Genomic DNA, 26,393 nt, shown 5'->3' on the forward strand with positions numbered 1-26,393 from the left:
TTCGAAATCAAATATGTGGGATGGGGTGGCGAGGCTTGGACGGCCCCGCCGGGGTTTTGCGCTTACTTCAGCACAACACCGTAAGACTCGCTGAGCCAGTTTGTGACAAAGGTCTTGGCCGAATCCGGCACATTGGTTGCGGTGCCAAGCGCCGTTTGCGCACCCTCACCGGTAAAGACCGAATATTTCCCAACTCGCTTGGACGAAATTTCTGGGAAATCGGCGCGGGCAACCACGGCCTCAAAGGCGGCTGTGTAGGTGTCGACCACATCTTGCGGGGTGCCCGCAGGCAAGAACGCCAGCTTTTGAACCGGGAACCCTGCGACAAAGAACGCCTTCCAAGCATCCCATTTTTCGCCGGAGGTTTCACAGCCATCCGTGGCTTCGCATACCTCTTTAAAGGTTGGAATGTCTGGGAAGGTCGGGTCGCGTACGATGTTGCCATCAGCATCCAAAGACCCCCAGGTCATCATCGCCACAGCCGAGCCCGCCGCCACCATTTCGGCCGATCCCTTAAGATAGCCCGAGGAGGTTTGATAGTCGATATTGGCCTCGCCGCGTTCAAACATCAAACGGCCATCGCCCCGGCCTTTGATGCCAAACACCGGTTCAACATTCATGCCAAGCATTTCCCAAGCCAACAATGGAACAAGGTCAAGCCGTGTCGCCCCCTGCGACCCATAAATGAAATCCACATCCTTGAGCATATTGGCCGAGCCATCAAATTTGGCCCCATCTTCGGCGTCTAGATAGGCGACACCACCGGTGCCCGACGCCATAACCGGCGTCCAATCCTTGTATTCATAACGCACGCGTGGATCACCAAGCAGATAGGGGAATTGTGTTGACCCTGAGGTGCCAAACAAGAGCGTGCCATCGTCATGCTCTTCCTCTTGGAACCAATTCGCGCCCTTGGTTGACCCGGCACCGGGCATGAACTTCACGACAACGGTCGGAGCACCCGGAAGGGCTTCGGACAACAGCGGCGCAAAGAAGTTTGCCCATTTGGCCGACCCACCTGTTTCAGAAAAAGGGATGACCCATTCCACGGTCTTGCCGGAAAGATCGACCTCAGCGGCGGCTGGCAAAGCCAGACCCGCAGCGGCAATAACGCCGACGACAGCCCGACGGGTAAAGATTGAATTGGTCATTGGTTCCTCCCTGTTGACCAGACAAACACGACGACGTCCTCCCGTCATCATGATTGTTCGCAAAATCGGGGATTGATTCCCCCTCCGATCTGCCGATCATGGAAGGCCAACCTTGCGCCAACCTTGCGCTTTGCTTGTGGGGCCCCAAATGCGTATCGCCATTATCGAAGATAACGAAGCCTTGGCCAATGCCATCGCCTACCGGTTGCGCGACCATGGTCATGCGGCGGATGTGCTGCATGACGGCGATGAGGCCGATCAGTTTTTGGCCCAAGACGGTGCCGATTTGGTGGTGCTCGACATCAATCTGCCGGGCCGTTCGGGATTTCAGGTTTTGGCCGATATGCGCGCCCGCAACGACAGCACGCCCGTGATCCTTTTGACGGCACGGTCCGAAACCGCTGACCGGGTGGCCGGGCTTGACATGGGGGCGGATGATTACCTCGTCAAACCCTTTGAAATGGACGAACTCGAAGCGCGCATTCGCGCCTTGTCCCGGCGCAAAGATCTCGACTACGGTGCCCAGGAAACCATAGGTAAGCTCAGTTTCGACCGTGGCACGCGTCGCGTCTCCACTGATGGTCAACCTATTGATATTCCTAGAAAAGAACTCGCCGTTCTTGAGTGCCTGATCGAACGGCGTGGGCGCATCGTCTCCAAGACCCAGCTCATTGATTTTGTCTATGGCGTCGGGGCCGACGTCGACGATAGCGCCATCGAACCCCATGTGTCACGGCTTCGCAAACGGCTCGTGGCCCATGGTGTTGGGATCAAAACCGCGCGTGGCTTAGGGTACATGCTCGAGGTTTCGGATTGATGCGTCACGCCTCATTGCGAGTCCGGCTTTTTGGGGTCATTCTCACGCCCTTGATGGTTATGGCGATCCTGCTGGGCTATTGGCGCTTTACCGTCGCCGAGCAAACCGCCGAAGACCTGTTTGATCGTTCGCTGTTGTCGACGGCTCTGGCGATTTCGCGGGATGTGGCGGTGTCGGGGGGCGATTTGTTGTCGCCGTCAACACGCGGCCTGATTAGCGATGTTGCGGGAGGCGAGGTTTTTTATCACGCCACCGGTCCCGGCGGCAGCTATGTCACTGGCTATGCCTATCCGCCGACAAGCCTGAAACCTTTGGCGGTTGAACGCAACAAGCCCAACGTCTTCGAAGCCGTCTATCGGGGCGAAGGTGTGCGGGTTCTCAAGGTCACCGAACAAGTGACCATCGACACGTTGACCGGCGATACAACGGTCACCGTCTGGCAAAGGCTCAGCGATCGCAACCGTTTTGTCCAAGAACTGGCGGTCCGGGCGGCGGCGCTTATTGGGGCGCTCGTCGCAACTGTGGCCCTCGTTGTTTGGTTCGGCGTGTCGATTGGTCTGCGCCCGCTTTTGAACCTTCAAGAAGCCATCGCCATGCGCTCTCCCGATGATCTAAGCCAAATCAAACGCGCCGTTCCCATCGAGACTCGTGGCATCGTGGAAACGCTCAATCGGTTGTTCGTCAAGGTCGACGCAAGCATGGATGCCCAGCAAAATTTTATTTCTGATGCGGCCCACCAATTGCGCAATCCCGCGGCGGCGGTGCAGTCTATGGCCGAAAGCCTGCGCGACGCCCCAACCGAGGCCGACCGAGAGCATCGCATGACCGAATTGGTCACGGCGGCGCGGGCTTCAACACGGGTCACCGAGCAACTGTTGTCTTTGGAACGCCTCGACCAACCCTTGGGCGCGGATCATTTTCAGAGCGCTGACATGACCGATCTCGTGCGTGAGGTCTGTACCGATTTGGCCCCGGCTATCTTGTCGGGTGGGGTCGAATTTTCCGTCGATTTACCGGAGACAATCATCCCATGTTTTTGCGATCCGGTGTTCATGCGCGAGGCGGTCAAAAACCTGATCGACAATGCGTTGAAACACGGCGGTGAAGGATTAACCACAATTTCAGTCGCCTTGTCGCTGTCCAACACGGGCACGGCCTCGGGCGAAAATGGCGTGATTGATTTGACCATCGCCGACGATGGCAAAGGTCTGGCACCCGAACAGGGCAAAGCCGCCTTTGGACGGTTTTCTCAGGTCGAAACCTCCGAAGGCTCTGGGCTTGGTTTGGCGATTGTCTCATCCGTCGCCGAGCGGCACCACGGTTCAATTGTCATCAATCCCTTCGAAAAAGGCGCAAGCCTAACCCTGCGAATTAGACAGCGTCCAATTTGAGTTCGGGAAGAGCGTTTGGCGGGCAGTTTAACGGTTCTGAACCAAAATTTACCAAATGGGTGGTGTGACGGTCATCGCTTCTGAGCTGGGTTTGGCAATCTCTCCCAAACATCCGTCGAATCGGACAGATTGGCGACCCATGTCTTGATCTGGGACCCCTGATACCGGGGGCAATCTCCCCCAAACTTGGTGGGATTTGTACCCTTTGCCCCGTTGCCGGTTCGGCGAACGGCGCATTACCTACAGCGGACGATGCGTTAATCTTGCCGCCAAGGCTCAGATCAACAGGCTTGCCGCACCTTCGTGTTTTAGCAAGGCGACCTTGGTTTCGACCCCGTGACTGCCGGAAAATCCGCCCAAACCGGTCGCTGCCAAAACCCGGTGACAGGGGATGATCAATGGGATCGGGTTGCCACCACATCCGCCACCCACCGCTTGGGCAGAGGCTTGTAATTCCTGAGCAATTTCACCGTATTGCCGGGTTTCGCCAAAGGGGATAGCCAGCATTGCGTCGCAAACCCGGCGCTGGAATTGCGACCCTTGCACCTCTAGCGGCAGGTCAAATTCAAGCAAGTCATGGGCAAAATAGGCCGCGATCTGTTCTTTGGCGGCGCGCAAAATCTCTGTTTCATCACCCGTTTCACCACGGGCCCAAGCCACCCGCGTTACCGCATCACCCACCTGTGTCACGGTCATGTAACCCGTTGGAGTATCAAAAGAAATTTGAACCATGCGCCAAGGCTACGCAGCTTGTCTCGTTTTGACAAACCTTTTGTCGCAAACAGACCCGACAGCCGCTCTCGCCCAAACGCAAAGTGGTTTGAAATCAGGAGACAAGCATGACGACAGGGTTCATTGGACTAGGGGCCGTCGGCGGCAAGCTGGCTGGGAATTTATTGAACAACGGCGTGGGTTTGACCGTGTACGATCTCGACGCCGCAAGGGTCGCTGAGTTTGTCGCCAAAGGGGCCATTGCGGGGGGATCAGCCGCGCAGATAATGCGCGATTGCGATGTTGTCATCACGTCGCTGCCAAGCCCTGCGGCCTCTCAAGCGGTGCTTGCGGAATTGCTGCCAGAAATGCGTTCTGGCAAGACTTGGGTCGAGATGTCGACCACCGATCCAGCCTTGATTGTTGAACAATCAGAACGGGTTGCGAAAACTGGTGCCACCTGTGTCGAGGCACCGGTGTCTGGCGGATGCCACCGCGCGGCGACCGGGAATATCTCGATCTTTGCGGGCGGGGAGCGTGCCGGGTTTGAAACCGTTTTGCCCTTGCTGACCATTCTGGGGCGCAATGTCTTGCACACAGGCGAGATTGGCAGCGCGTCTAAGCTCAAGGTCATGACCAATTATTTGGCCACCGCCAATCTTCTCACCCTATGCGAAGCTCTGACAACAATGAAAGCCGCTGGGTTGGACATGGCAACCACCTACGAAGCGATCCGGATCAGCTCTGGCAACAGCTTTGTGCATGAGACCGAAAGTCAGTTGATCCTTTCCGGCTCACGCGATGTCGATTTCGCCATGGACCTTGTTCAAAAAGACATTGGCCTGTTTCAAGAATTGGCCGAAACCAACAACGTTCCTTTGGAAATATCACCGCAAATCATAGCCTTAATCAAAGATGGGCAGGACCGATATGGCCAGAGCGCACAATCGGATCGCATGATTGAACGGTTGGAAGAGGCAACCGGTCTCAGCGTTCGGGCAGACGGATTTCCGACGGAGTTGGTCGACGATGAACCACCTGCACGAGGCGCGGAAGTGGTTATCAAACGCTAGATTGGGGCTTGAGGGGCAAGGCCACTTCTCCGTAAGGTCGCCATCTTGAAGCCAAGCAAGGGGCCTTGCCATGACACAGGTAGATTCACAGCAAGATTTCGTTTTCGATCCGCTTTCAGCGGCGTTTGCCGACGATCCCTATGCAATCTATCGCACCATGCGCCAGATGGATGCCCCTTATTTTTATGAGGACGTCGACAGTTGGATGTTGACCAAAATGACCGATGTCGAGGCTGTGGCCTCGGATCGGGCCATGGTGCGAAGCCTTGATGATGTGATGAGCGAGGACGAGCGCAAAGAGGCGCAGCGCAAAATCAACTGGCATGACATGCCGCATCACGAACGCTTTGTTCAAACCAACCTTCTGGAAAGCGAAGGCGCGGTGCATCATCGCCTGCGGACATTGGTGTTCCGGGAATTCACCCGCGGCATGATCGCCCGCCAACGCGACGCGATCCAAACCTTTGTTGATGGTAAACTGGATGCTTTGTCTGATCGGCAAGAGTTTGATTTCATAGAGGATTTCGCTGCGCATGTGCCGGGTCATATCATCGGACGTTTGCTTGGCGTACCGGATGAGCATTGCCCACAATTGCGGATTTGGTCCGAGAATGTGGTTCGGTTTTTCGACGTAGGTCGGGACGATAACGACAAGGCGATAGCCGAACAGGCGACCAAGGAATTCTATCTGTTTTTGCTGGATTTGGTCGCCGAACGCCGTAAAGCCCCGCAAGAGGATTTACTCACCCAATTGATGACCCATCATGATGCGGGACGGTTATCAGAAGATGAGCTGATCGCCACGGCGATGCTGATTTTGATGGCGGGGCATGGCTCGACGATTGATGTTTTAGGGTCAGGGATGCACGCGCTGTTGAAATACCCGGATCAGCGCCAAAAGCTACGTGACACCCCGGAATTGATCGGCACCGCAGTGCAGGAAATGTTCCGATTTGATGCGCCTCTGCCCTATTTCCATCGTATCGCGACCCACGATTGCACGGTCGGCGGTCAGGAGTTTGAGGCGGGCACGCGGTTCGGGTTGCTGTATGGGGCGGCAAACCGCGACCCGGCGCGCTTTGACGATCCGGATCAATTTGACATCACACGGGCCCCCAACCGGCACATCGCCTTTGGACGCGGCGCGCATTTGTGCCTTGGCAACCATCTGGCGGCGTTGGACATGGATGTTATTTTTTCGACGTTAAACCGGCGCTTTAGCAAGATTGAGCTGGCAGCGGATCAGGTCGACTACAAACGCGGGCTGTCGGTTCGCGGGCCTAAATCGCTCCGGATCGCGGTGACAGCGGCCTAAGCGCGCCGCAAACCGGGCTTTTCCCTGCGGCGTTTTGCGCGTATTGGCGAGACTAGAGAACAGGGGACAGACATGAGCGACACGGAATTGGCACGTATCAAAGCGTCGGCGTCACGACGGGTGATCGGAGCAGGGGCCATGATCGGGCTAGGGGCGTTGATGTTGTATCTTGCCTTTGCCGCTCCGCCAGAAAACCCACTTTGGCTGATCTTTTTGATCGGTTGTGGTCTCTTTGCGCTGTGGGTGTCCCAGATGCTCTGGCAAGCAACGTCGCGCGAAATCATTCTAACCGAAGACGAGCTGATCGACAGCGAAGGTGACGTTCTTGCCCGGATTGATCAGATCGCCAAAGTCGATCGCGGTGCTTTTGCAATGAAACCCTCAAACGGTTTTATCATCTTTCTCAAAGAGCCGATGCCGCGCGCTTGGCATCCCGGCCTGTGGTGGCGTTTGGGCAAACGGGTTGCGATTGGCGGTGTGACCTCGGGGGCGGAAACAAAACCCGTTGCCGACATTATCACAATGCGCATCACCAAGCTTGACCAATAAACGCAAGTTGGCCACGCCCGTTTAAAGGCGCGGCCTAAGGTCGGGATCCCGCTGGGGGGCTAAGGAATCCCAATCTGTTGTGGGTTAGCTGTTTGAGAACACAACCTGTGGCGCGTAACGCGGGCGGGTAAAGCTATAGGTGTGGATCTCAAAATCGCTCAGACCGACGTCAAAGATTGGTTCGTGCAGGTCCCAAGTTTCAACCATAATCAACTGATCGCCACCGCTTGCAACAGGCAGTTTGTCGGCATAGGCGGTCAGGCTCCCGTTGTTCAGAACCGATTGGTTGCCACGCTTTTTCGACCAAACAACGCTCCAAGACGCGGCATTTGCATCATATTGAACCACTGTCACACGCAGGTCGCTTTCGTTGCCCGACCCTTTGGTCAGCTCGTGCAGCAGCTTGCGGGCGTTGGTGACATATGTCCCGCTAATCGGATCGGTCTCGCGTGAGATCATGTCGCCGATAACATAGTTGGCTTTTTGGCTGACGCTTTGTTGGCGGAAGGCGTCAAAATAGACCCAACCAGCGCCGAACAACCAAAGCAGAACCGGGAGAACGATCATCGCTTCGATGGTGATGTAGCCTTGGGTGTCATCGGAAAAGCTGCGGAAGCGGGATTTGAACGATGTAAACATAACGGTCCCTTCCTTATGATGGTTCGTGAACAAAGGCCGAGCTGACAACCAGGGCGGTAAACCCTTCGGCGTCTTTGGCAAGGCTGGAACTGATCGTACCGGCAGGCGTGATCGGTTGGTATTTGAAGCAAGCGCGCAGCAGCATCATCTCGTTCGAACTGCCGTTGGTGAATGACCGGTTCGGTGTCACAGCGGCGGTGGTGTCGACGCAGTCGGCGGCATTGATGACACCGCTCCAGTCGCGCATATCAAGGGAGACCATCTCAAGATGAAGCCTATCCATGCAGCTTGGAAGCACGGCCGCCCCGTTGCAAATTGATTGCTTGATGGCGGCATGATCGCTGACGGAACCGAGACGAATGTCACGGACGGTGTCATCAAGCGACCGTTCCAGCGCGGTTTGGCGAATGGTCACGGTGCCAAGTTCGATGGACGACAGGATCAAGATGAGAAACAGCGGGGTCCACAGGGCGAAGGGAACAACAACACTGCCCTCTTCTTGGGTGCGGAACCGGGTCAGGTGGGAACGAAGGGTACTGATCATTGGGTCAACCTCAGCATCTGGAGGGAACGGGCAATCGAGGAAAAGGTGTCATTCAGGTCGTCGCCGGAAACGTCAAAGTAGTGGGCAACCGATGAGGCGCAATCCTGCATGGCATTGAGACCGGCCTGAGGCGCTTCGACCCCGATGGCATAGACAACGACACCGTTATTGCGCGCCGATTGGCAGACGGTGGATAGGTTTGTGTCGGCCTGAGATCCGTTAACCGTCGCCTGATAGGCATAGTAGTTATCGGCATAGGTGTTGTAGCTCAGATAGCCGTCTGCGTAGGGGCGGTAGAAGAACTGGGATGCAACCGCAGCGGTGCTAAAGCGCGAATACAATTCGGCATTTGTCATCTGGTGTGGTGCATTTGGGCTACCGGAGTTGGGCCCATCGGCCTTGTTATGGTATCGCGCGCCGGTGGGTTGGTTTCTCATGCGCAACCAATAGAAGGTATCGTTGTTGTCGCCAGGATTGTCGACCACACGGAGCGAGTAACGGTCATCACTCGGGTCATCGGTTCCGCGGGTATCGACCCAAGACTCGGACATGCCGAATTTGAGATCAGATTTGAGATCATACTGGGTGGTGTTTTGACCATCGGTCATAACGACAACAAACTTTAGTGTCTCGTTGTCCGCGTAGGCGGCTGGGCGGCTGGAATGCTCTGGAGAGACGTGACCGGCCACCGAAAGCGCCTGTACCGCAGGGCGGGCCGCCGGGTCCAGCAAAGCCGCGCCCCATTTCATGCCTAGGTCAATCGCGGTGTTGCCGCCTGCGTTCAACGTGTCGATATGCGCCTTGAGCACATCTGGATCAGAACTATGGGCGATAACCGCGCTGGTTTGACCCGTCGCACACCAAGGGCTGGTAATCTCGCCCCCATTGGTCGAAGAATTGTAGGGATCAAAGTGAGCCAGCCGGCCCAACTCGGTTGATGGGTCTACCGCAGTGTTGGTGAAGTCAGCCGTCTCAAAGGTCGCACAGCTGGAATAGTCATGCACATCATCCAAGTTGAAATACTGGGATACGGTGTTACCAAGGTTCACGGTCGCGTTATAAGGAATGACCGAAATCGACACCATGTCAGAGCCATCCGCCGGCAGCATCAGGTCAACAAACCCCTTTGCGGCGTTACGCAATTGAACGATCTTGTTGCCCCCCATCGAGCCGGACACGTCAAGAACCAAGGAGATTTCGATTTTGGTTAGACCATGCTCTGCGGTTGCGAGGCCAGAGGCTTGTAACGTGTCAACTCCGAGCAGGCTCATGAAGTTGGAGGGCATGGTCGCGTTGCCATCCGCCGTTACCCGCTTGTAGTTCAGGCTTTGATCAACCGAAACACCGTTGAGCGCGTCGGACATGTTCATGGCGCGGAAGTATTCCTGCACGACAAACTCGGGGTCCATGGTGTTATCCATGTTGGCGGCGGCCAAGACGGCGCGATCCAACGTGTTTTGAACCTTGTTGCGCTTAAGTTCGGCATGAATCATATCAATCCCAATGCCGCCAAAGACCATCATTATTAGGGCACCGGTTACGGCGACATAGGACATGGCACCTTCTTGATCACGTTGAAAACGGCCAAAAAGGTTGCTGGTCGACGACTTAAGAGCGCCGGGCGTTTTTATCTTCGAAATAATACGCATCCTGTACCTTCCTTCCGGGACCTCCCGGGATATCACTCATGCTGTACGCGTTGGTTGCCTAAGGTATGGTTGAGTATGATGGCCAAATTGGGGCGTTTTTATCGGCAATTTCGAAGATTTTTATATATAATTCAGGACATTAACCGTAATTTCCCTAGTTTTGTTTCCAGTGTTTGAACAATGCAGTGCCCCCTGAGGGAAAAACACGCCGCAAATCTGGCGAAAAAACGATGTCAAAAAAACTTTGTGGCGTTAACGTGATTCTCATTGACCTGTTTTTAGGGTTGCACGAACTGGCCCGTGCCGCGGCCTATGTGCATTTTATTTGGGAGGGCTCCTATGTCCGCTGCACCTATAAATGAACCGTCGTTTCGGGAATCTGTTGACCTCATGTATAATCGGGCTGTGTCCTTGATGGACTTGCCGCCCGGGCTTGAGGAAAAAATCCGGGTATGTAACGCGACCTATATGGTGCGTTTTGGCGTGCGATTGCGTGGCCAAATCCAGACATTTGTTGGGTATCGGTCGGTTCATTCGGAACATATGGAGCCGGTCAAAGGCGGAATTCGCTTTGCATCGGCGGTCGATCAGGATGAGGTCGAAGCGCTTGCAGCGCTGATGACCTATAAATGTGCCCTGGTCGAAGCCCCCTTTGGTGGATCAAAAGGCGGGCTGTGTCTGGACCCGCGCCAATATGACGTTCATGAATTGGAACAGATTACCCGCCGGTTTGCCTATGAGCTGGCGAAACGCGACTTGATCAACCCTTCGCAAAACGTACCGGCTCCGGACATGGGAACCGGTGAGCGTGAGATGGCCTGGATCGCGGATCAATATGCGCGGATGAACACAACCGACATCAACGCGCGGGCCTGTGTAACGGGCAAGCCGCTAAATGCCGGTGGCATTTCTGGCCGGGTCGAGGCGACAGGCCGTGGTGTTCAATACGCATTGCGTGAGTTCTTTCGCCATGAGGAGGACAAAGCAAAAGCGGGGTTGTCCGGAACCTTAGAAGGTAAGCGCGTCATCGTTCAGGGACTTGGGAATGTGGGTTATCACGCCGCAAAGTTTCTACATGAAGAAGACGGGTCACGCATCACTGGGATCATTGAGCATGATGGCGCTTTGTTTAGCTCAGATGGGTTGGATGTCGAAAAGGTCCGTGACTGGATCATCAAACATGGTGGGGTGACGGGGTATCCCGACGCCAATCACACAGCAGAAGGTGCCGCCGTGATGGAAGAGGATTGCGACATCCTAATCCCAGCTGCGCTAGAAGGGGTGATCAATCTGTCCAACGCCGACCGGATCAAGGCAAATCTGATCATCGAAGCCGCCAATGGCCCAGTGACCGCTGGGGCGGATGACATTTTGCGCGACAAGGGGGTTGTGATCATCCCGGATATGTACGCCAATGCTGGCGGTGTGACCGTATCCTATTTTGAATGGGTCAAAAACTTGAGCCATATTCGGTTTGGTCGTATGCAACGCCGTCAGGAAGAGGCGCGCCATCAATTGGTGATTGATGAGCTTGCCCGACTTGACGATGCCATGGGGGACGCGTGGTCGCTCAATCCCAAGTTCAAGGAAAAGTACCTGCAAGGGGCGGATGAGCTTGAGTTAGTTCGGTCAGGCCTGGATGACACGATGCGGATTGCCTACCAATCAATGCGTGAGGTTTGGCATGGCCGCGAGGATGTGACTGACCTGCGCACCGCGGCCTATATCGTCGCTATTCAGAAAGTTGCGAAAAGCTATCAAGCCAAAGGCCTGTGATATTCAAATAGCCAAGGGGGTGTTTTCGCCCCTTTGGTTTACAAAGTGTTTTTATCCAATTGTGGATACAGGCCCCTTTTTTGCCACATTTCGATCTGCTTTGTAACCGAATGACTAATTATTCCTAACTCCTGAAACCGCATGCCGCCCCAAGGTTTGCGGAACAAGGGAATAGGACCATGCCACGCGAAAGTCATAGGACGCAGGTTTTCCATGGGGGGGAAGATCGCGGTGCTCAGACTTTTCCAGTATCCGCGAACATGTCTAGCTGTGAGGCCAGCTTAGACACATTTGGTTTCGTTCGCGCGCTCAAGTCACCACAAAGACCCATGCGGGGGGGCTCCCTCCGTCCGGCGTTTTATAAGCATCAAGAACATGGGCTGGCTGGGCATCTGTCACAGCGCCCCAACCTTGTGGCGTCAGAGCACAATAGTTTGCGGCGGTTTTTTCACGACGCGGGACCGACCTGGTTTAGCTCAGTCACGTCATTGGCTGTCACCAAGTTTACGCGGCTTGATCTCGCGTCACGTGAAAATACCCTTAATCCGGTAATTTCACCGCCAAAAGTCGCCAAACAAGGCAATTCCCTGCAATTACTTGAGGTTTTCACCTCCAAATGGTGCTGCTTTGGACAGGAACACGCCCCAATTCTGTCCCAAATCGCCGTTAACAATTTGTTTAGACCTCGGAAGAACTCCGGGGAGAGTGAAGGAGAGAACGCCATGTCTAGCACAAGCGCGATCATAAAAAGCTTCTCTAAGCAAGAAGATGGCAACGTGACCATTTTCTCTGTGTTCATGCTGGTGCTGATCCTCACGATCACGGGCGCCTCGGTGGACATCATGCGGTTTGAAGCAACCCGTGCCAAAATGCAGGGTACACTCGACCGAGCCGTGCTTGCCGCGGCCGATCTAGATCAAGAACAAGACCCTGTTGCAGTTGTTAATGATTACATGGCCAAAGCCGGTCTCGAAGACGTCCTTTCGGATGTTCAGGTCGACCAAGGCATGAATTACAGAACAGTGACCGCCACCGGTAGTGTCGATCTGGATACGATCTTTTTGCACATGTCGGGGTTTGATACCCTAACTGCGCCGGGCCACGCCGTTGCCGAGGAAAAAATTTCGAACGTCGAAATCTCGATGGTATTGGATATTTCCGGATCCATGGGGGGAAGCCGCATTGAAAACATGCGCGCCGCCGCTAAGGAATTTGTGGATACCGTTATTCAGGAGAACTCGGACAGCGGTCTGACCACTGTTTCGCTTGTCCCCTATAACGCGACTGTTAACCTTGGTAGCACCTTGGCGAATTATTGGACCTTGTCCGGTCTGCACTCGTATTCGAATTGTGGTACCTTTTCGGCCTCCGCCTTTGACACCACCGCAATTGACCCATCCGCTGAGATCGAACGTTTGGGCCATTTCGACCGCTATTCGACCAACGAAAACAGCAGTTCGATTTACAGCCCATGGTGTAAGACCGGTGATCAAGGTGCGATGATGGTGCATAGCTCCAACAAGACAACACTTAAATCACATATCGACAGCCTTAACGCCGGAGGAAACACCGCAATTGATCTAGGCATGAAATGGGGTGTGGCGTTGTTGGATCCTGCTACACAGCCCGCTGTTGCGGCCATGGCCATTGATGATCTGGTTGTTGATGAAGCCGCCGATCGCCCAGCGTTCTTTGATGATCCAGAAGCCATCAAGTTTGTCGTCGTTATGACGGACGGTGAAAACACAACCCAGTATGACCTGAAATCTCATCGTAAATATGGCTTGTCGGACATTTGGATTGATGACCGTGGAACGTCGAGCACCAGTGATGACCGGTTCTCACTTCGTGTTCAGGACCATTCGGGAACCAATAATGACGTCTATTTCTGGCACCGTGAAAGCAACTCCAGCTGGAACAACCGCTATCGCAGCACCCCAGATGGCGGCTCAAACGCCCGTCAGATGACAAATGTTGAGCTGTTCGCCCGGTTTGGGACGAAAGCGGTCGCCAGAAAGATGTACACCAAACCATATTATGACGGCTGGGTTTCGCAGAACACCTACTACGATGTTTACTATGCGTCCGAAGCCATCGTGAACGGATCCGCCGCCGATGAACGTCTGGCAGACATCTGCCACGCGGCCAAAGAAGAGGGCATCGTTGTCTTTGCCATTGGTTTTGAAGCCCCCCAGGGTGGCCAAACAGCCATGAAAAACTGCGCGTCCTCTCTGTCTCACTACTTTGACGTTGAAGGTGTCGAAATCACAGAGACCTTCCACGCCATTGCCCGTCAAATCAATAGCCTGAGGTTGATCCAATGATGTCACAAATCACTCAGTTCACCCGGCGCTTCCAGAAGGAAGAAGACGGTAACGCAACGGTCGAATTTGCGGTCTACTTCACCGTATTCTTCCTGATCCTCGCCGCCTCTGTCGAGATTGCGTATATCAACCTTCGGCATGCCATGCTGGAACGAGGTGTTGATCTCGCGACCCGCGAGATTCGCCTGAGCACCGGCCATATCCCAAGCTACGAAGAGGTGCGGACCAAGATTTGCGAAGAGGCAACCATTTTGGATGCGTGTTCTTCAAACCTGCGTCTGGAAATGGTTTCGGTTGATCCGCGTGCCTTTAACGCCGCCGCGCCAACCGACACCGATTGTCAGAACGCCGTCGAAGATCCTCGCCCAGTGCGCAGCTTTGAACACGGTCAGGACAACCAGCTGATGCTGATCCGCGCCTGCCTGAAGTACAAGCCGATGATGCCGACAACCGCCATTGGTAAAGAACTCAATTTGGATGAATACGGCTATGCGCAGTTGATTGTGACATCGTCCTTTGTCCAGGAACCGAGGTAACCGCCATGTTGAATTCGATCCTGACCCGCTTCAAGGCGTTTGCCCAAGACGAACAAGGCAACGTTGCGATTGAAACCGTGTTGTTCGTTCCCTTGATGCTCACCATTTTGGCTGCGACCTTTTCGTTCCACGACGCATTCCGCTACAAAAGCCTGAACGTCAAAGCCGCCTATACCATTTCGGATGCGATCTCTCGTGAGACGGATCCAATCGACAATGACTATCTGGATGGGATGGTTGAGCTTCTTGAGTATCTGACCCGCTCCGAAGGTCCTTATTCGTTGCGCGTCACTTTGGTGCGCTACAACGCGAAAAAGAACAAATACATCTCGGAATGGTCCAAGACTCGTGGTGACTTTGACCGCTTGAAAACATGGCAATTGCGTTCGATGGAAGAACGTCTTCCGACCCTATTGCACAATGAACGTGTGATCCTTGTGGAAACGGCAACCGACTATGTGCCCCCCTTTGAAGTTCCGGGCCTGAATGAAGAAGGCTTGTTCTACAATTACGGGTTCACGCGGCCACGATTTGCCCCGAAAATTGTCTGGAGCAACGGCTAATCGCGACGCGCTGTGTCGCATTAAGGCAAGGCGCAGACGATATACCGCATTGATACTGTTTCGCAGGGCTGGTTCACTGGCCCTGCTTTTACGTGGGGTAGGGCGATGCGCTTTTCAGGGCTGCGGATTTTGAAAGAGGGGCTGACCGGCAACAAAGGCTGGTCACCACATTGGCGTAATCCCGACCCCAAGACAGAATATGACATCGTGATTATCGGTGGCGGTGGGCACGGTTTATCGACGGCCTATTACCTTGCCAAGGAACACGGGCTTTCCAATGTCGCGGTTCTGGAACGCGGGTATTTAGGTGGCGGCAATATAGGCCGCAATACAACGATTGTACGTGCCAACTATTATCTGCCCGGCAATTCCGAGTTTTACAGCCATTCGCTGAAACTTTGGGAAGGGCTTGAGCAAGAGCTTAACTACAACGTCATGCATTCGCAGCGTGGCATCATCAATTTGTTCCATTCTGATGGTCAACGTGATGCCGCCGTGCGGCGCGGAAATGCGATGCGAAATCAAGGGGATGATGCGCATCTCTTGGGTCGGGATGAATTGCGCAAAATGCTGCCCTTTTTGAATTTCGACACGGCACGTTTTCCGATTTATGGGGGCTTGTATCATCCGCGCGGGGGCACGGCCCGCCACGATGCCGTCGCATGGGGCTATGCGCGCGGGGCCGACCAACGCGGCGTTGATTTGATCCAAAACTGCGAGGTCACCGGCATCAATACGACAAACGGTCAGGTCACCGGGGTGCAAACCACGCGCGGGCCGATCCGCGCCAAAAAGGTGGCGATGGTTGCGGCAGGGCGATCTTCGCAGGTGGCGCAAATGGCCGGGCTGCGGCTCCCGATCGAAAGCCATATTCTTCAGGCCTATGTCACCGAAGGGCTCAAGCCAACCATCGACAATGTCGTGACCTTTGGCATGAGCCATTTCTATATTTCGCAATCCGACAAGGGCGGTTTGGTCTTTGGTGGTGATCTGGATTTCTATGCTTCTTATGCGGCGCGGGGCAACTTGCCGGGCAAGGAACAGGTGATGGAAGCGGCCATGACCCTGATGCCAGCCATTGGCAAGGCGCGGGTGCTGCGCAGCTGGGGCGGGATTATGGATATGTCGCCTGATGGCTCGCCGATCATTGATCACACGCCAATCGGCGGCCTCTATCTCAACACAGGCTGGTGTTATGGCGGCTTCAAGGCGGTGCCTGCGTCGGGGTTTGCCCTTGCGCATTTGATCGCCACGGATCGCCCCCATGCAAGTGCGGAAAAATTACGACTGGACCGGTTCGAAACCGGCATCGGTTTGATGGACGAAGAAGGAACGGGCGCGCAACACAACCTCCACTAGGGAAGGAAAAACTATGCGTAACTTTTCAAAGCTTATGTCGACGGCCTTGGCCGGGGCGCTCGCCATGTTCGCAGGAACGGCGCAGGCCAACGAAATTCGGCCCGGTTGTTATGAGCGGTTTTATTCATCGGGCCATTTGGCAACCCATCCAGATCAGCATGTGGCGGCGGTACGGATGAAGGTGGGCGAATGGGCCACCAATGTTTCGCGTGCGACGTCGATCGAAGTGGTCTTGGCCAATCAAGGGCGCGTCTCGGGAAGTCGATACGCCGGGCGCACCCTGTCTCAGTTTATGTTTTGTGGGACGGAAAGCCGCTGGGACACATGCGTTGTGGAATGTGACGGCGGGTCGCTACAGGTGACCAAGCAAACGAACAGCACCATGACCTTTCGCACGAAATACCTTTTGGTGGGCGAGGTCGCAGATTGTGGCGGGGCCGTGGATTTGGCTGAGATTCCGGGCCGTTGGGTGAGCTACAAGCTTAACCGCGTGTCGGATGCCGCCTGCAACGGAATGTGAGGTCACATGAGACTAACCTGTCCGAATTGCGGGGATCGCGATAGTCGCGAGTTCACTTATCAAGGGGCCGCGTCGATGTTGGATCGCCCGGCACCGGATGCTGGGGCCGCGATCTGGCACGCTTATTTGCACCTTCGCGACAATTCCGCCGGACAGGTTGAGGACCTTTGGTATCATGGCGGCGGGTGTGGCGCTTGGCTCATCGTGACCCGCGATACCACCACGCATGACATTCAGGCCGTGCAACTGGCGGGGGCGCGAAATGCGGGTTAATGGCAAGGGCCGGATAGATCGTAACAGCCCAATATCGTTTCGGTTTGATGGTCATGCCCATGTTGGGTTTGCGGGCGATACCCTTGCCTCGGCCTTGATGGGCGACGGTGTTCGGTTGCTGGGACGTAGTTTCAAGTACCACCGCCCTCGTGGAGTTATGACCGCCGGATCCGAAGAACCCAATGCGCTTGTCACGATGCGAAGTGGCGCGCGGCGTGACCCCAATATCCGGGCAACGGTGCAAGAGCTTTATGACGGATTGGACGCCCAGAGCCAGAACCGTTGGCCGTCTTTGGGATTTGATGTTCTGGGCCTAAATGACTTTGCCGCGCCGTTTTTCGGAGCGGGTTTTTACTATAAGACCTTTATGTGGCCCAAGGCGTTTTGGGAGAAGCTTTACGAACCGCTCATCCGCCGCGCCGCTGGCCTTGGGGCGCTATCCGGCGAGCCACCGGTTGAAGCGTACGAAAAGGCCTTTGCCTTTTGTGATGTTCTGATCGTCGGCGGTGGGCCTGCGGGCCTTATGGCGGCGTTGACCGCTGGCCGCAGTGGCGCGCGGGTCATTCTTTGCGAAGAAGATCGCGAATTTGGCGGGCGGCTTTTGTCTGAGGTCGAAGAGATCGACGGACAACCCGCCGAGGATTGGGCGGCCGGGGCGGTGGCCGAGTTGCGCACGATGGACAACGTGCGTCTTATGTCGCGATGCACGGTGACCGGCGCCTATGATCAAGGGACCTATGGTGCGCTTGAGCGGGTCGCGCATCATGTCGGTGATCCCAAAGGGGCCCCGATAGAATGCTTTTGGCGCATCCATGCCAAGCGGGCTATTCTTTGTGCCGGGGCGTTGGAACGTCATGTCGGTTTTCAAGACAATGACAAACCCGGCATCATGATGGCCGGGGCGATGCGAAGCTATCTTAACCGGTGGGGCGTTGTGCCGGGCAAGGCCTTGGCCGTGTTCGGCAATAACGATGACGCCCATCGGACCGCACGCGATTTGACCAAGGCCGGTCTGCATGTGGCGGCTCTTGTCGATAGCCGCGCGGATGCGCCGAACTTGGCCGGGGATGTGCCCTATTTTCCGGGGGCGCAGGTGTCGCGCGCCTATGGGCGTTTGGGGCTGGAAGCCATTCAAATTCGCCGCCCCGACGGATCGCAGTTTCGCATGCAGGTTCAGGGGTTGGCGGTTTCGGGCGGGTGGAACCCGTCGTTGCACCTAAGCTGTCACATGAACACGCGGCCGATTTGGAATGACACAATAGCGAGCTTTGTTCCCACCAATGACGCGGTGCCCGGCATGTCCGTGGCGGGGGCGGCCAAAGGAACGTTTTCGACCGCGGGGTGTTTGGCGGACGGGGTGCAGGCCGGGCTGGAGGCTCTCTGCGATCTTGGGTTTTCGGCGCATCGTCCTGAGGTCCCTGAGGCCGAAGATGCACCGTATCGCATTCGTCGGTTCTGGACGGTGCCCGGCAAAGGGCGTGCGTGGCTCGATTTTCAGAACGATGTGACAGTTAAGGATGTCAAACAGGCAGCCCAAGAGAACTTTCGCTCTGTTGAACATATGAAGCGTTACACGACCCAAGGTATGGCCCCGGATCAGGGCAAAAGTTCAAATGTTTTGGCCTTGGCCGTTTTGGCCGATGCCACCGGGCGTGATATTCCGGACACCGGAACCACAACCTTTCGCCCGCCCTTTACGCCGGTTTCGATTGCCGCGATTGGGGCGGGATCACAGGGCAAAGGATACGCACCTGAACGGTTCACAACCTCGCATCAAGCCAGCGAAGTGGCGGGCGCGCCGATGATTGAGGCCGGGCTTTGGTATCGCCCGAGCTACGTGCCGGTTGAGGGTGAAAAGACATGGCGACAAAGCTGTGATCGCGAAGTGCGAATGGTCCGCAAGCATGTCGGTGTTTGCGATGTCTCGACCCTTGGCAAGATTGAGTTTCAGGGGCCAGATGTCGGGCAATTCCTTGATTTTGTGTATGCAAACACCTTTAGCACGCTCAAATCGGGGCGGGTGCGCTATGGTTTGATGCTACGCGAAGATGGGTTTGTTTTGGATGACGGCACCTGTGCGCGGCTTGACACCAACCGCTGGCTGATGACGACAACAACCGCGGCGGCGGGACAGGTGATGCAACATCTTGATTGGGTGCATCAGGCGTTTTGCTCCGGTTTGAAAATGCGCTTTGCTTCGGTGACCGAGCAATGGGCGCAGTTCGCGGTGGCAGGACCAAAGTCACGGGAGCTTTTGAACGGGGTGTTGGATGCGCCCATTGATGATGCGCAAAGCGGGTATATGCACTGTGTGCCGGTGGCGGTGGGCGGGGTAAACGCGCGGCTGTTTCGGATCTCGTTCTCCGGTGAACACGCCTATGAAATCGCCGTGCCTGCCCGTTTTGGGACCAGCTTGTTTGAAGAGCTTGTTGCGCGCGCCAAGGCGCTGGGCGGTGGGGCCTATGGTATGGAAGCCTTGAATGTTCTGCGGATCGAAAAGGGGTTTGTCACCCACGCGGAAATCAACGGCACGGCCACGGCGGATGATTTAGGATACGGGCGTATGGTGTCGGCCAAAAAGGACTGTATTGGCAAGGCCATGTCACGCCGTCCGGGGCTAAGCGGGCCGGAACGAGCGCAATTGGTTGGCTTGCGGCCAACCGGGGCAATCAAAGAGATGCCAGCCGGTGCGCATTTGTTTGAAGCGAAGAGCACCGCCACGCGGGAGAATGATTTGGGCTATGTCACATCATCCTGTTTTTCGCCAACCTTGGGCGAGGTTCGGGCCTTGGCCTTGGTGCAAAATGGCCGGGCGCGCCATGGCGAGGTGATCAAATTGGTCGATCATTTGCGCGGGGTTGAGACCCTATGCGAGGTCACCGATCCGGTTGCGTTTGATCCTGAGGGAGGGCGGCTTCGTGGTTGAGCTGCGCGCGATATCACCGTTGCAGGGGCAGGACGCGGTTGAGATGTCGGGGGTGACGATTTGTGAAGTGCCGACGCGCATGATCACCTTGATTGCCCCCTTTGCAGGACAGGAGGTAGCACTTGCGGAGGCAATGGAGGCGCAGTTTGGTTTTGGGTTTCCCCAGCCGGGGCAAATTTTGGGCAAGGATACATTGCAATGCCGTTGGTTTGGGCATCGGCAGGCGATTTTGATCGGGGCGACGGTGCCCGAGTCGATGCAGGAGGTTGCTTTGATCACCGATCAAAGTGACGGATGGGTGGCTTGGCAGGTAAGCGGGGTAGGCGCGGAGCAGGTTCTGGCACGAGTGATCCCGGTTGACTTGGCGGAAGCTTCGTTTCCAAAGGGATCAACGGCGCGGACGGTTTGCGGTCATATGATGATTTCTGTGACGCGGGTGGGTGAAGATCGCTTTGAAATCATGGGGTTTCGGTCAATGGCGCAGAGCCTTGTGCATGAGATCGTGCAGGCGGCGGGCTTGGTTGCTGCGCGAGCTAGACTGCCTTAAGTTAGGCTGACAACATCACCATGGATTCACAAAGGCGAGGAATGAGAATGCGTGTTTTGCTGGCGGCGCTGATATGCGCGGCACCGATGGTTTCGGCAGAAGAAGCTGTAAAGCCCGATTGCGACGCGCAAGCCGCCTTGGTGATGGACGTCGTAAACGGGCGAATAGACGGGGTGCGCAAAGGCAAAGCGCGCCGTGTTTTGCGCGCGGGGTTGGACCGGACGGCGGCGGATATGTTGGCGGAATGGGTGTATGAGCTTCCCCAAGATCAATTGACCGACGAGATTGGCACCGCATGGAAAGCGCGGTGCGAGACCCTTTAGGCAAAACGCTGTTACATTATGCGCCTTGCGGCGCGCATGAGACCTCACCGCCCGGCAATGCCGGGCGTTTCGAGTTGGTGCCTGTGGCGGTCTAGCGCCAAAGGCGTCTGCTAGCCCTTGAGGCACCCAATGGAATCGAGATACTAAACCACATGAGTCTGCCCCCTGGATTTTTGGATGAACTGCGCAATCGCACCAGCTTGGCCCAAGTGGCCGGGCGGAAATTGATGTGGGATGCGCGCAAGTCCAATCAGGGTAAGGGTGATTTATGGGCACCGTGCCCGTTTCATCATGAAAAGACTGCATCCTTTCATGTCGATGATCGCAAAGGATATTATTACTGCTTTGGATGTCACGCCAAGGGGGATGCGATCTCGTTTGTGCGCGAGACTGAGAATGTGTCGTTTATGGAAGCCATTGAGATTTTGGCGACTGAGGCCGGTTTGGACATGCCCAAGGCCGATCCGAAGGCCAAGGAAAAAGCCGACCGGCGCACCATCCTGAGCGATGTGATGGAGCAAGCGGTGCAATTCTTCCGACTTCAGCTTAAGGCCGGGGCAGGGGGGGAAGCGCGGGCTTACCTCGATAAACGGGGTCTAAGCCTTGAGACCCGCGATCGGTTTGAGATTGGCTTTGCCCCTGCGGGTTGGGAAAACCTGCGCGAACATCTTAAGGCAAAGGGAATTGCTCCGGACCTGATGTTGGCCTGTGGGTTGGTTAAGAAGTCCGACAAGGGGCGCGAGCCCTATGATGTGTTTCGCAACCGGATTATGTTTCCGATCCGCGATGCACGGGGCAAGGCGATTGCCTTTGGCGGCCGGGCGATGGACCCGAATGACAATGCCAAATATCTGAACAGCCCGGAAACGGAACTGTTTGATAAGTCACGCAACCTCTACAATATGCGCCCGGCGCGCGAGGCGTCTGGACGCGGACAGCCTTTGGTGGTTGCCGAAGGGTATATGGACGTGATTGCCCTATCCGAGGCCGGATTCGGGGCCTGTGTTGCGCCCCTGGGGACGGCGGTGACCGAGCCGCAAATGCAGCTGATGTGGCGTATGTCGCCTGAGCCGCTGATTGCGTTGGACGGGGACAAGGCCGGGCTGCGTGCCGCCTATCGGGTGATCGATCTGGCTTTGCCCTTGCTTGAAGCGGGCAAAGGTCTGCGCTTTGCGATCATGCCCGAGGGCAAAGACCCCGATGACCTTGTGCGGTCGGGTGGCCCGGAGGCGGTGCAAAAGGTGCTGGATGAGGCCATGCCGATGGTGCGTCTGCTGTGGCAGAATGAGACCGAGGGCAAGGTGTTTGACAGCCCCGAGCGCAAGGCCGCGCTCGACAAACAATTGCGCGCGCGGATTGCCAAAATTACGGACCCGCATTTGCGTCGCCACTATGGCGATGAAATCAAAGAGTTGCGGTTTCAATTGTTCCGCGCTGGGCGGTCGTCCGGGGGTGGTGGAAATCGCCCGCAGGGGCAGGGGAAAACCAACTGGTCGCCGCGCCGCGATTGGAAAGCGCCGCCACCGCCAACCATTGGCGCCAAGAATTCGCTCTTGGTGGCGGCCGGCGACAATGCCGAGGCATCGCTCAGAGAGACGGTCATTTTGGCGGCTATTCTGATGACGCCGGATTTGGCGTTGGAGTTTGAAACCCAACTGGAAATGATGCCCTGTCATGATCCGGATCACGCGTTGCTGCGAGATGTGATTTTGCGCAACATTGGCCATGAAAACGACATGCGACTGCGCGCAGAAGAGGCAATTGGCACCGAGACCCTTGAAACCATGCTTGCGGCGCGCCATGTGGCGGTTGTGCCCTGCATTCGCACCCCCGGCAACTCCGATATGGCCCGCATGACCGTGGCCGAAGAATTGGCCAAGATGGACGCGTTGCATGGATGGCATGCCGAACTGGCCGAAGCGCAAGAAGACCTAGAAGATCAAGCGGACGAAGCGCTAACGTGGCGTTTGGCTGAGGCCGCAAAAGTGCGCGCGCAAGCCGGGCGCCAAAGTGATGAAGAGAGTGCCGAATATGACGTTGGCCCGAACGGAGCCCCGATAGATCGAGAGGAACGCAGTGCTTTTGATTCGCTGCTTTCAACAATTCGATTCGACAAGGGCCGCGGTTAATGTCTTTTTGGTGAGGAAACGGTAAAGAAATAGGGGTAGACGGGTGTGCGAATCGCTTTATCGCGCTATTGATTCGCTTTAAACGAATCGCCCGCCTTTCCGATCAGGAGACTTTCATGGCCGCCAAGGACAACGATGACGCCAAATCTGAGCGCAATGAAGAGGACGCAAGCCTCGACATGAGCCAGGCTGCGGTCAAGAAAATGATCGCCGAAGCGCGTGAGCGTGGCTACATTACATACGACCAGCTTAACCAAGTTTTGCCACCTGATCAGGTCAGTTCCGATCAGATCGAAGATGTGATGTCGATGCTCTCTGAAATGGGCATTCAGATCACCGAAGACGACGAAGAGCCGGAAGAAGAAGACAAGGGCGCAACCGATCTGGTTGAGACCAAAAAACCCGGTGAAGTGACACTGGCGGCTGGCTCGGCTGAAAAACTTGATCGCACCGATGATCCGGTTCGGATGTACTTGCGCGAAATGGGCTCGGTTGAGCTTTTGTCGCGCGAAGGTGAGATCGCGATTGCGAAACGCATCGAGGCCGGTCGTAACACGATGATTGCCGGGCTTTGCGAAAGTCCGCTGACCTTCCAAGCGATCACCATCTGGCGCGAGGAACTTCTGTCCGAAGACATTCTTCTGCGCGATGTGATTGATCTCGAAACCACCTTTTCAGGTCAAATGAACGAAGATGGTGAAGTCGAAGAGCCGGTTGTTGCACCCGCAGCGGGCGGTGAGGCGATCAAACCGAAGGAAGAGACCCAAGAACTCGACGCCGATGGCAATCCGATTGCCAAAGATGACGACGATGATGACGATGACGAACAGGCCAACATGTCTTTGGCTGCGATGGAAACCGCGCTTAAGCCGAGCGTGCTTGAGACGCTTGATCGCATCGCGCAGGACTATGAAGAGCTTGCCGAGATGCAGGACAGCCGGATTTCGGCAACGCTGAACGAAGACAACAGCTTTGGGGTCGCCGACGAAGAGCGCTACCAAAAATTGCGCGCTGAAATCGTCTTGCTGGTCAACGAATTGCACCTGCATAACAACCGGATCGAAGCGTTGATCGACCAGCTTTACGGCATCAACAAACGCATCATGTCCATCGACAGCGCCATGGTGAAGCTTGCCGACCAAGCCCGCATCAATCGCCGCGAATTTGTCGAAGAATATCGCAACCATGAGCTTGATCCAAATTGGCTTGAGCGGATGGGTGAAAAATCTGGCCGTGGTTGGCAGATGTTCATCGAACGCTCGACCGAAAAAGTCGAAGGTCTGCGCTCTGATATGGCGCAGGTTGGGCAATACGTTGGTCTCGATATTTCTGAATTCCGCCGCATCGTGCAGCAGGTTCAGAAAGGTGAGAAAGAGGCGCGTCAGGCCAAGAAAGAAATGGTCGAGGCGAACCTCCGTCTCGTTATTTCGATCGCCAAGAAATACACCAACCGTGGCCTGCAATTCCTGGACCTGATTCAGGAAGGGAACATTGGTCTGATGAAAGCGGTTGATAAGTTTGAATATCGCCGTGGTTACAAATTCTCGACCTATGCGACCTGGTGGATCCGTCAGGCGATCACCCGCTCGATCGCCGACCAAGCCCGCACCATCCGTATTCCGGTCCATATGATCGAAACGATCAACAAGTTGGTCCGGACCGGTCGTCAGATGTTGCACGAAATCGGTCGTGAGCCGACCCCAGAGGAATTGGCAGAAAAACTGCAAATGCCTTTGGAAAAGGTCCGCAAGGTGATGAAGATCGCCAAGGAGCCAATTTCGCTTGAGACGCCCATTGGCGACGAAGAAGACAGCCAGCTTGGTGATTTCATCGAGGATAAGAATGCCGTTCTGCCATTGGACAGCGCCATTCAGGAGAACCTCAAAGAAACCACAACGCGGGTTCTGTCTTCGCTCACACCGCGCGAAGAACGTGTTTTGCGGATGCGGTTTGGCATCGGTATGAACACCGATCACACGCTCGAAGAGGTTGGTCAGCAGTTTAGCGTGACCCGTGAACGTATTCGTCAGATCGAAGCCAAAGCCCTGCGCAAACTGAAACACCCAAGCCGGTCGCGCAAATTGCGTAGCTTCTTGGATCAGTAAGCCATGTCTTGGTTGTCAAAGATTTTCGGCGGCGGCGCATCCTCGGATGTTGCCGCCGAAGTTATTGAATACAATGGGTTTCGCATCACCCCGACTCCGGTAAATGACGGTGGCCAATACCGTATTGGGGCCCGGATTGAACGTGATATGGATGGTGAGACTAAAACCCACGATCTGATCCGCGCGGATTTGATCCGTGATTTGGACGAGTGCAAAGACGCCTCCATCCGCAAAGCCAAGCAAATGATCGACCAAATGGGTGATCGTCTCTTTCGCGGATAACCCTCTAGATGACTAAATCGTGTTGCTCAACGCGACGCGACGCGCAGCAGGATCAGGAGGCGACATGAAACGTCTGGGTTGGCTGCTTGCCGGACTGGGCTTGGTATCGGTTCCAATCGTTGTTTTGGGGGTGTGGCTTTGGGATTGGCCGTCGTCCTGGCTTGGGGGGCCTGTTTTGGCTCTTGGATCGCTCAAAACCATCTCAGCAATAAACGTGAGGTTGAATTGGATGCAGGTCCCTGCACGGGTCACATCTTCTGAACGCCAGCGATCCAGTGGGACTATTCAACTTGGGTTCGTCTATGTCGTCTCAGGCGTTGAGTATACAGGCGAATGCCCGGGCCGTTTGTCGGTCAGAACAGGGGACACCGTGTCGGTGTTTGTGAACCCGACCGATCCGGCGGATTACAAAACCCGTCTCTTAACAGACGGCATTCTCGGCACGTTTATTGCCCTTGTCGGTTTGGTCCAACTGTTCTGGTGACACGGAAATCGCTGGTTCTTCAATGATATGGTTGGCCTTGCCTCTCATTCACTTCCGTTGCCAAAGGAAACGGGACCTCACAAGAGGGGCGCAAACAGGTCACCGATATTTGAGCGCACATCACCTCTGCGCGTGCGCGCATTGCGATTTGCGTTGCGGCTCCCATCTCTGAGATACAAACCCGGAGCCTTCCAATGAAACACATCCTCCTCCTCGGCCTTTTGGCCTCTGCCCCTTTTGCGGCCCAAGCCCACCATGGTCCTGACCTGACAATTGCACAGCTACAAGGCGGAACAGCCGTGTCTATCGCAATCAGCCAGCCCTATTTTGCACCAGCGTTGAGCCAGGCACCCACAGTTTCGCCTTCGACTGTTGTTGCAACCGGCAGCTAATGCTTGCGCAGCGTG

At 55.7% G+C, this 26,393-nt stretch carries 26 protein-coding genes; 21 read left to right on the top strand and 5 right to left on the bottom strand.

Going from position 1 to position 26,393, the window contains the following annotated elements:
* Positions 1 to 62 precede the first annotated feature (62 nt).
* Complete coding sequence (locus AC5EFR_RS08915; protein WP_493575497.1) at positions 63 to 1,151, bottom strand: tricarboxylate transporter; 1,089 nt, start codon at positions 1,149 to 1,151, stop codon at positions 63 to 65.
* Positions 1,152 to 1,299: 148 nt separating this feature from the next.
* Between AC5EFR_RS08915 and AC5EFR_RS08920 the strand changes: the two genes are divergently transcribed.
* Positions 1,300 to 1,968, top strand: a complete 669-nt coding sequence (locus AC5EFR_RS08920) for a response regulator transcription factor (protein WP_493575498.1) — start codon at positions 1,300 to 1,302, stop codon at positions 1,966 to 1,968.
* Complete coding sequence (locus tag AC5EFR_RS08925; RefSeq protein ID WP_493575499.1) at positions 1,968 to 3,359, top strand: sensor histidine kinase; 1,392 nt, start codon at positions 1,968 to 1,970, stop codon at positions 3,357 to 3,359. The genes AC5EFR_RS08920 and AC5EFR_RS08925 overlap by 1 nt, the downstream gene beginning before the upstream one ends.
* Positions 3,360 to 3,635: 276 nt before the next feature.
* On the opposite strand, the gene AC5EFR_RS08930 is transcribed toward AC5EFR_RS08925, so the two are convergent.
* A complete protein-coding gene (locus AC5EFR_RS08930) occupies positions 3,636 to 4,091 on the bottom strand; it encodes a methylated-DNA--[protein]-cysteine S-methyltransferase (protein ID WP_493575500.1) in 456 nt (151 codons plus the stop codon).
* Between the two features lie 107 nt (positions 4,092 to 4,198).
* On the opposite strand from AC5EFR_RS08930, the gene AC5EFR_RS08935 reads away from it, so the two are divergent.
* The 3 genes from AC5EFR_RS08935 (at position 4,199) to AC5EFR_RS08945 (ending at position 7,007) form a co-directional block, all read left to right on the top strand.
* Positions 4,199 to 5,143, top strand: a complete 945-nt coding sequence (locus AC5EFR_RS08935) for an NAD(P)-dependent oxidoreductase (protein WP_493575501.1) — start codon at positions 4,199 to 4,201, stop codon at positions 5,141 to 5,143.
* Positions 5,144 to 5,213: 70 nt separating this feature from the next.
* Positions 5,214 to 6,458, top strand: coding sequence for a cytochrome P450 (locus AC5EFR_RS08940; protein WP_493575502.1), 1,245 nt, complete (start codon positions 5,214 to 5,216; stop codon positions 6,456 to 6,458).
* 72 nt (positions 6,459 to 6,530) lie between these two features.
* Positions 6,531 to 7,007, top strand: coding sequence for a hypothetical protein (locus AC5EFR_RS08945; protein WP_493575503.1), 477 nt, complete (start codon positions 6,531 to 6,533; stop codon positions 7,005 to 7,007).
* Positions 7,008 to 7,091: 84 nt separating this feature from the next.
* On the opposite strand, the gene AC5EFR_RS08950 is transcribed toward AC5EFR_RS08945, so the two are convergent.
* From AC5EFR_RS08950 to AC5EFR_RS08960, 3 genes are read right to left on the bottom strand one after another with little or no spacing between them, the layout of a single operon-like run.
* The gene (locus AC5EFR_RS08950) at positions 7,092 to 7,646 is read right to left on the bottom strand and encodes a TadE/TadG family type IV pilus assembly protein (RefSeq protein ID WP_493575504.1); all 555 of its coding nucleotides are present in this window, start codon (positions 7,644 to 7,646) and stop codon (positions 7,092 to 7,094) included.
* A gap of 13 nt (positions 7,647 to 7,659) precedes the next feature.
* Positions 7,660 to 8,190 carry a TadE/TadG family type IV pilus assembly protein gene (locus tag AC5EFR_RS08955; protein ID WP_493575505.1) on the bottom strand — a complete coding sequence of 177 codons (531 nt, stop codon included), beginning with the start codon at positions 8,188 to 8,190 and terminating at the stop codon, positions 7,660 to 7,662.
* Entirely contained in the window at positions 8,187 to 9,839 is a 1,653-nt protein-coding gene (locus tag AC5EFR_RS08960) for a pilus assembly protein TadG-related protein (RefSeq protein ID WP_493575506.1), read from the bottom strand. The genes AC5EFR_RS08955 and AC5EFR_RS08960 overlap by 4 nt, the downstream gene beginning before the upstream one ends.
* Before the next feature lie 230 nt (positions 9,840 to 10,069).
* On the opposite strand from AC5EFR_RS08960, the gene AC5EFR_RS08965 reads away from it, so the two are divergent.
* The 16 genes from AC5EFR_RS08965 (at position 10,070) to AC5EFR_RS09040 (ending at position 26,378) form a co-directional block, all read left to right on the top strand.
* Complete coding sequence (locus AC5EFR_RS08965) at positions 10,070 to 10,201, top strand: hypothetical protein (protein ID WP_493575556.1); 132 nt, start codon at positions 10,070 to 10,072, stop codon at positions 10,199 to 10,201.
* A complete protein-coding gene (locus AC5EFR_RS08970; RefSeq protein ID WP_493575507.1) occupies positions 10,179 to 11,615 on the top strand; it encodes a Glu/Leu/Phe/Val family dehydrogenase in 1,437 nt (478 codons plus the stop codon). Before AC5EFR_RS08965 ends, AC5EFR_RS08970 begins: the two co-directional genes overlap by 23 nt.
* A gap of 722 nt (positions 11,616 to 12,337) precedes the next feature.
* Entirely contained in the window at positions 12,338 to 13,939 is a 1,602-nt protein-coding gene (locus AC5EFR_RS08975) for a pilus assembly protein TadG-related protein (protein WP_493575508.1), read from the top strand.
* Entirely contained in the window at positions 13,936 to 14,475 is a 540-nt protein-coding gene (locus tag AC5EFR_RS08980) for a TadE/TadG family type IV pilus assembly protein (protein ID WP_493575509.1), read from the top strand. Before AC5EFR_RS08975 ends, AC5EFR_RS08980 begins: the two co-directional genes overlap by 4 nt.
* Positions 14,476 to 14,480: 5 nt before the next feature.
* On the top strand, positions 14,481 to 15,038 hold the full coding sequence (locus AC5EFR_RS08985; RefSeq protein ID WP_493575510.1) for a TadE/TadG family type IV pilus assembly protein: 558 nt from the start codon (positions 14,481 to 14,483) through the stop codon (positions 15,036 to 15,038).
* Positions 15,039 to 15,143: 105 nt separating this feature from the next.
* Complete coding sequence (locus AC5EFR_RS08990) at positions 15,144 to 16,397, top strand: sarcosine oxidase subunit beta family protein (RefSeq protein ID WP_493575511.1); 1,254 nt, start codon at positions 15,144 to 15,146, stop codon at positions 16,395 to 16,397.
* A gap of 13 nt (positions 16,398 to 16,410) precedes the next feature.
* The gene (locus AC5EFR_RS08995; protein ID WP_493575512.1) at positions 16,411 to 16,917 is read left to right on the top strand and encodes a hypothetical protein; all 507 of its coding nucleotides are present in this window, start codon (positions 16,411 to 16,413) and stop codon (positions 16,915 to 16,917) included.
* A gap of 6 nt (positions 16,918 to 16,923) precedes the next feature.
* The gene (locus tag AC5EFR_RS09000) at positions 16,924 to 17,190 is read left to right on the top strand and encodes a sarcosine oxidase subunit delta (protein ID WP_493575513.1); all 267 of its coding nucleotides are present in this window, start codon (positions 16,924 to 16,926) and stop codon (positions 17,188 to 17,190) included.
* The gene (locus AC5EFR_RS09005) at positions 17,180 to 20,116 is read left to right on the top strand and encodes a sarcosine oxidase subunit alpha family protein (protein WP_493575514.1); all 2,937 of its coding nucleotides are present in this window, start codon (positions 17,180 to 17,182) and stop codon (positions 20,114 to 20,116) included. Before AC5EFR_RS09000 ends, AC5EFR_RS09005 begins: the two co-directional genes overlap by 11 nt.
* Positions 20,109 to 20,663 (top strand): sarcosine oxidase subunit gamma, encoded by a 555-nt coding sequence (locus AC5EFR_RS09010; protein WP_493575515.1) that lies wholly within the window; start codon positions 20,109 to 20,111, stop codon positions 20,661 to 20,663. The genes AC5EFR_RS09005 and AC5EFR_RS09010 overlap by 8 nt, the downstream gene beginning before the upstream one ends.
* Positions 20,664 to 20,710: 47 nt before the next feature.
* Entirely contained in the window at positions 20,711 to 20,986 is a 276-nt protein-coding gene (locus tag AC5EFR_RS09015) for a hypothetical protein (protein ID WP_493575516.1), read from the top strand.
* 152 nt (positions 20,987 to 21,138) lie between these two features.
* On the top strand, positions 21,139 to 23,115 hold the full coding sequence (gene dnaG / locus AC5EFR_RS09020; protein ID WP_493575517.1) for a DNA primase: 1,977 nt from the start codon (positions 21,139 to 21,141) through the stop codon (positions 23,113 to 23,115).
* Positions 23,116 to 23,231: 116 nt separating this feature from the next.
* On the top strand, positions 23,232 to 25,220 hold the full coding sequence (rpoD, locus tag AC5EFR_RS09025) for an RNA polymerase sigma factor RpoD (RefSeq protein ID WP_493575518.1): 1,989 nt from the start codon (positions 23,232 to 23,234) through the stop codon (positions 25,218 to 25,220).
* A 3-nt stretch (positions 25,221 to 25,223) separates the two neighbouring features.
* The gene (locus AC5EFR_RS09030; RefSeq protein ID WP_493575519.1) at positions 25,224 to 25,502 is read left to right on the top strand and encodes an HlyU family transcriptional regulator; all 279 of its coding nucleotides are present in this window, start codon (positions 25,224 to 25,226) and stop codon (positions 25,500 to 25,502) included.
* Between the two features lie 64 nt (positions 25,503 to 25,566).
* Positions 25,567 to 25,986 carry a DUF3592 domain-containing protein gene (locus AC5EFR_RS09035; RefSeq protein ID WP_493575520.1) on the top strand — a complete coding sequence of 140 codons (420 nt, stop codon included), beginning with the start codon at positions 25,567 to 25,569 and terminating at the stop codon, positions 25,984 to 25,986.
* A gap of 194 nt (positions 25,987 to 26,180) precedes the next feature.
* Positions 26,181 to 26,378 carry a hypothetical protein gene (locus AC5EFR_RS09040; protein WP_493575521.1) on the top strand — a complete coding sequence of 66 codons (198 nt, stop codon included), beginning with the start codon at positions 26,181 to 26,183 and terminating at the stop codon, positions 26,376 to 26,378.
* Positions 26,379 to 26,393: the final 15 nt, after the last annotated feature.

It is taken from the genome of Pelagimonas sp. (assembly GCF_058892305.1).

Bases quoted from the DNA above. Each gene is read 5' to 3' on its own strand.
- AC5EFR_RS08915 (WP_493575497.1), bottom strand. From the start codon at position 1,151: ATGACCAATTCAATCTTTACCCGTCGGGCTGTCGTCGGCGTTATTGCC.
- AC5EFR_RS08920 (WP_493575498.1), top strand. From the start codon at position 1,300: ATGCGTATCGCCATTATCGAAGATAACGAAGCCTTGGCCAATGCCATC.
- AC5EFR_RS08925 (WP_493575499.1), top strand. From the start codon at position 1,968: ATGCGTCACGCCTCATTGCGAGTCCGGCTTTTTGGGGTCATTCTCACG.
- AC5EFR_RS08930 (WP_493575500.1), bottom strand. From the start codon at position 4,091: ATGGTTCAAATTTCTTTTGATACTCCAACGGGTTACATGACCGTGACA.
- AC5EFR_RS08935 (WP_493575501.1), top strand. From the start codon at position 4,199: ATGACGACAGGGTTCATTGGACTAGGGGCCGTCGGCGGCAAGCTGGCT.
- AC5EFR_RS08940 (WP_493575502.1), top strand. From the start codon at position 5,214: ATGACACAGGTAGATTCACAGCAAGATTTCGTTTTCGATCCGCTTTCA.
- AC5EFR_RS08945 (WP_493575503.1), top strand. From the start codon at position 6,531: ATGAGCGACACGGAATTGGCACGTATCAAAGCGTCGGCGTCACGACGG.
- AC5EFR_RS08950 (WP_493575504.1), bottom strand. From the start codon at position 7,646: ATGTTTACATCGTTCAAATCCCGCTTCCGCAGCTTTTCCGATGACACC.
- AC5EFR_RS08955 (WP_493575505.1), bottom strand. From the start codon at position 8,190: ATGATCAGTACCCTTCGTTCCCACCTGACCCGGTTCCGCACCCAAGAA.
- AC5EFR_RS08960 (WP_493575506.1), bottom strand. From the start codon at position 9,839: ATGCGTATTATTTCGAAGATAAAAACGCCCGGCGCTCTTAAGTCGTCG.
- AC5EFR_RS08965 (WP_493575556.1), top strand. From the start codon at position 10,070: ATGTCAAAAAAACTTTGTGGCGTTAACGTGATTCTCATTGACCTGTTT.
- AC5EFR_RS08970 (WP_493575507.1), top strand. From the start codon at position 10,179: ATGTCCGCTGCACCTATAAATGAACCGTCGTTTCGGGAATCTGTTGAC.
- AC5EFR_RS08975 (WP_493575508.1), top strand. From the start codon at position 12,338: ATGTCTAGCACAAGCGCGATCATAAAAAGCTTCTCTAAGCAAGAAGAT.
- AC5EFR_RS08980 (WP_493575509.1), top strand. From the start codon at position 13,936: ATGATGTCACAAATCACTCAGTTCACCCGGCGCTTCCAGAAGGAAGAA.
- AC5EFR_RS08985 (WP_493575510.1), top strand. From the start codon at position 14,481: ATGTTGAATTCGATCCTGACCCGCTTCAAGGCGTTTGCCCAAGACGAA.
- AC5EFR_RS08990 (WP_493575511.1), top strand. From the start codon at position 15,144: ATGCGCTTTTCAGGGCTGCGGATTTTGAAAGAGGGGCTGACCGGCAAC.
- AC5EFR_RS08995 (WP_493575512.1), top strand. From the start codon at position 16,411: ATGCGTAACTTTTCAAAGCTTATGTCGACGGCCTTGGCCGGGGCGCTC.
- AC5EFR_RS09000 (WP_493575513.1), top strand. From the start codon at position 16,924: ATGAGACTAACCTGTCCGAATTGCGGGGATCGCGATAGTCGCGAGTTC.
- AC5EFR_RS09005 (WP_493575514.1), top strand. From the start codon at position 17,180: ATGCGGGTTAATGGCAAGGGCCGGATAGATCGTAACAGCCCAATATCG.
- AC5EFR_RS09015 (WP_493575516.1), top strand. From the start codon at position 20,711: ATGCGTGTTTTGCTGGCGGCGCTGATATGCGCGGCACCGATGGTTTCG.
- dnaG (WP_493575517.1), top strand. From the start codon at position 21,139: ATGAGTCTGCCCCCTGGATTTTTGGATGAACTGCGCAATCGCACCAGC.
- rpoD (WP_493575518.1), top strand. From the start codon at position 23,232: ATGGCCGCCAAGGACAACGATGACGCCAAATCTGAGCGCAATGAAGAG.
- AC5EFR_RS09030 (WP_493575519.1), top strand. From the start codon at position 25,224: ATGTCTTGGTTGTCAAAGATTTTCGGCGGCGGCGCATCCTCGGATGTT.
- AC5EFR_RS09035 (WP_493575520.1), top strand. From the start codon at position 25,567: ATGAAACGTCTGGGTTGGCTGCTTGCCGGACTGGGCTTGGTATCGGTT.
- AC5EFR_RS09040 (WP_493575521.1), top strand. From the start codon at position 26,181: ATGAAACACATCCTCCTCCTCGGCCTTTTGGCCTCTGCCCCTTTTGCG.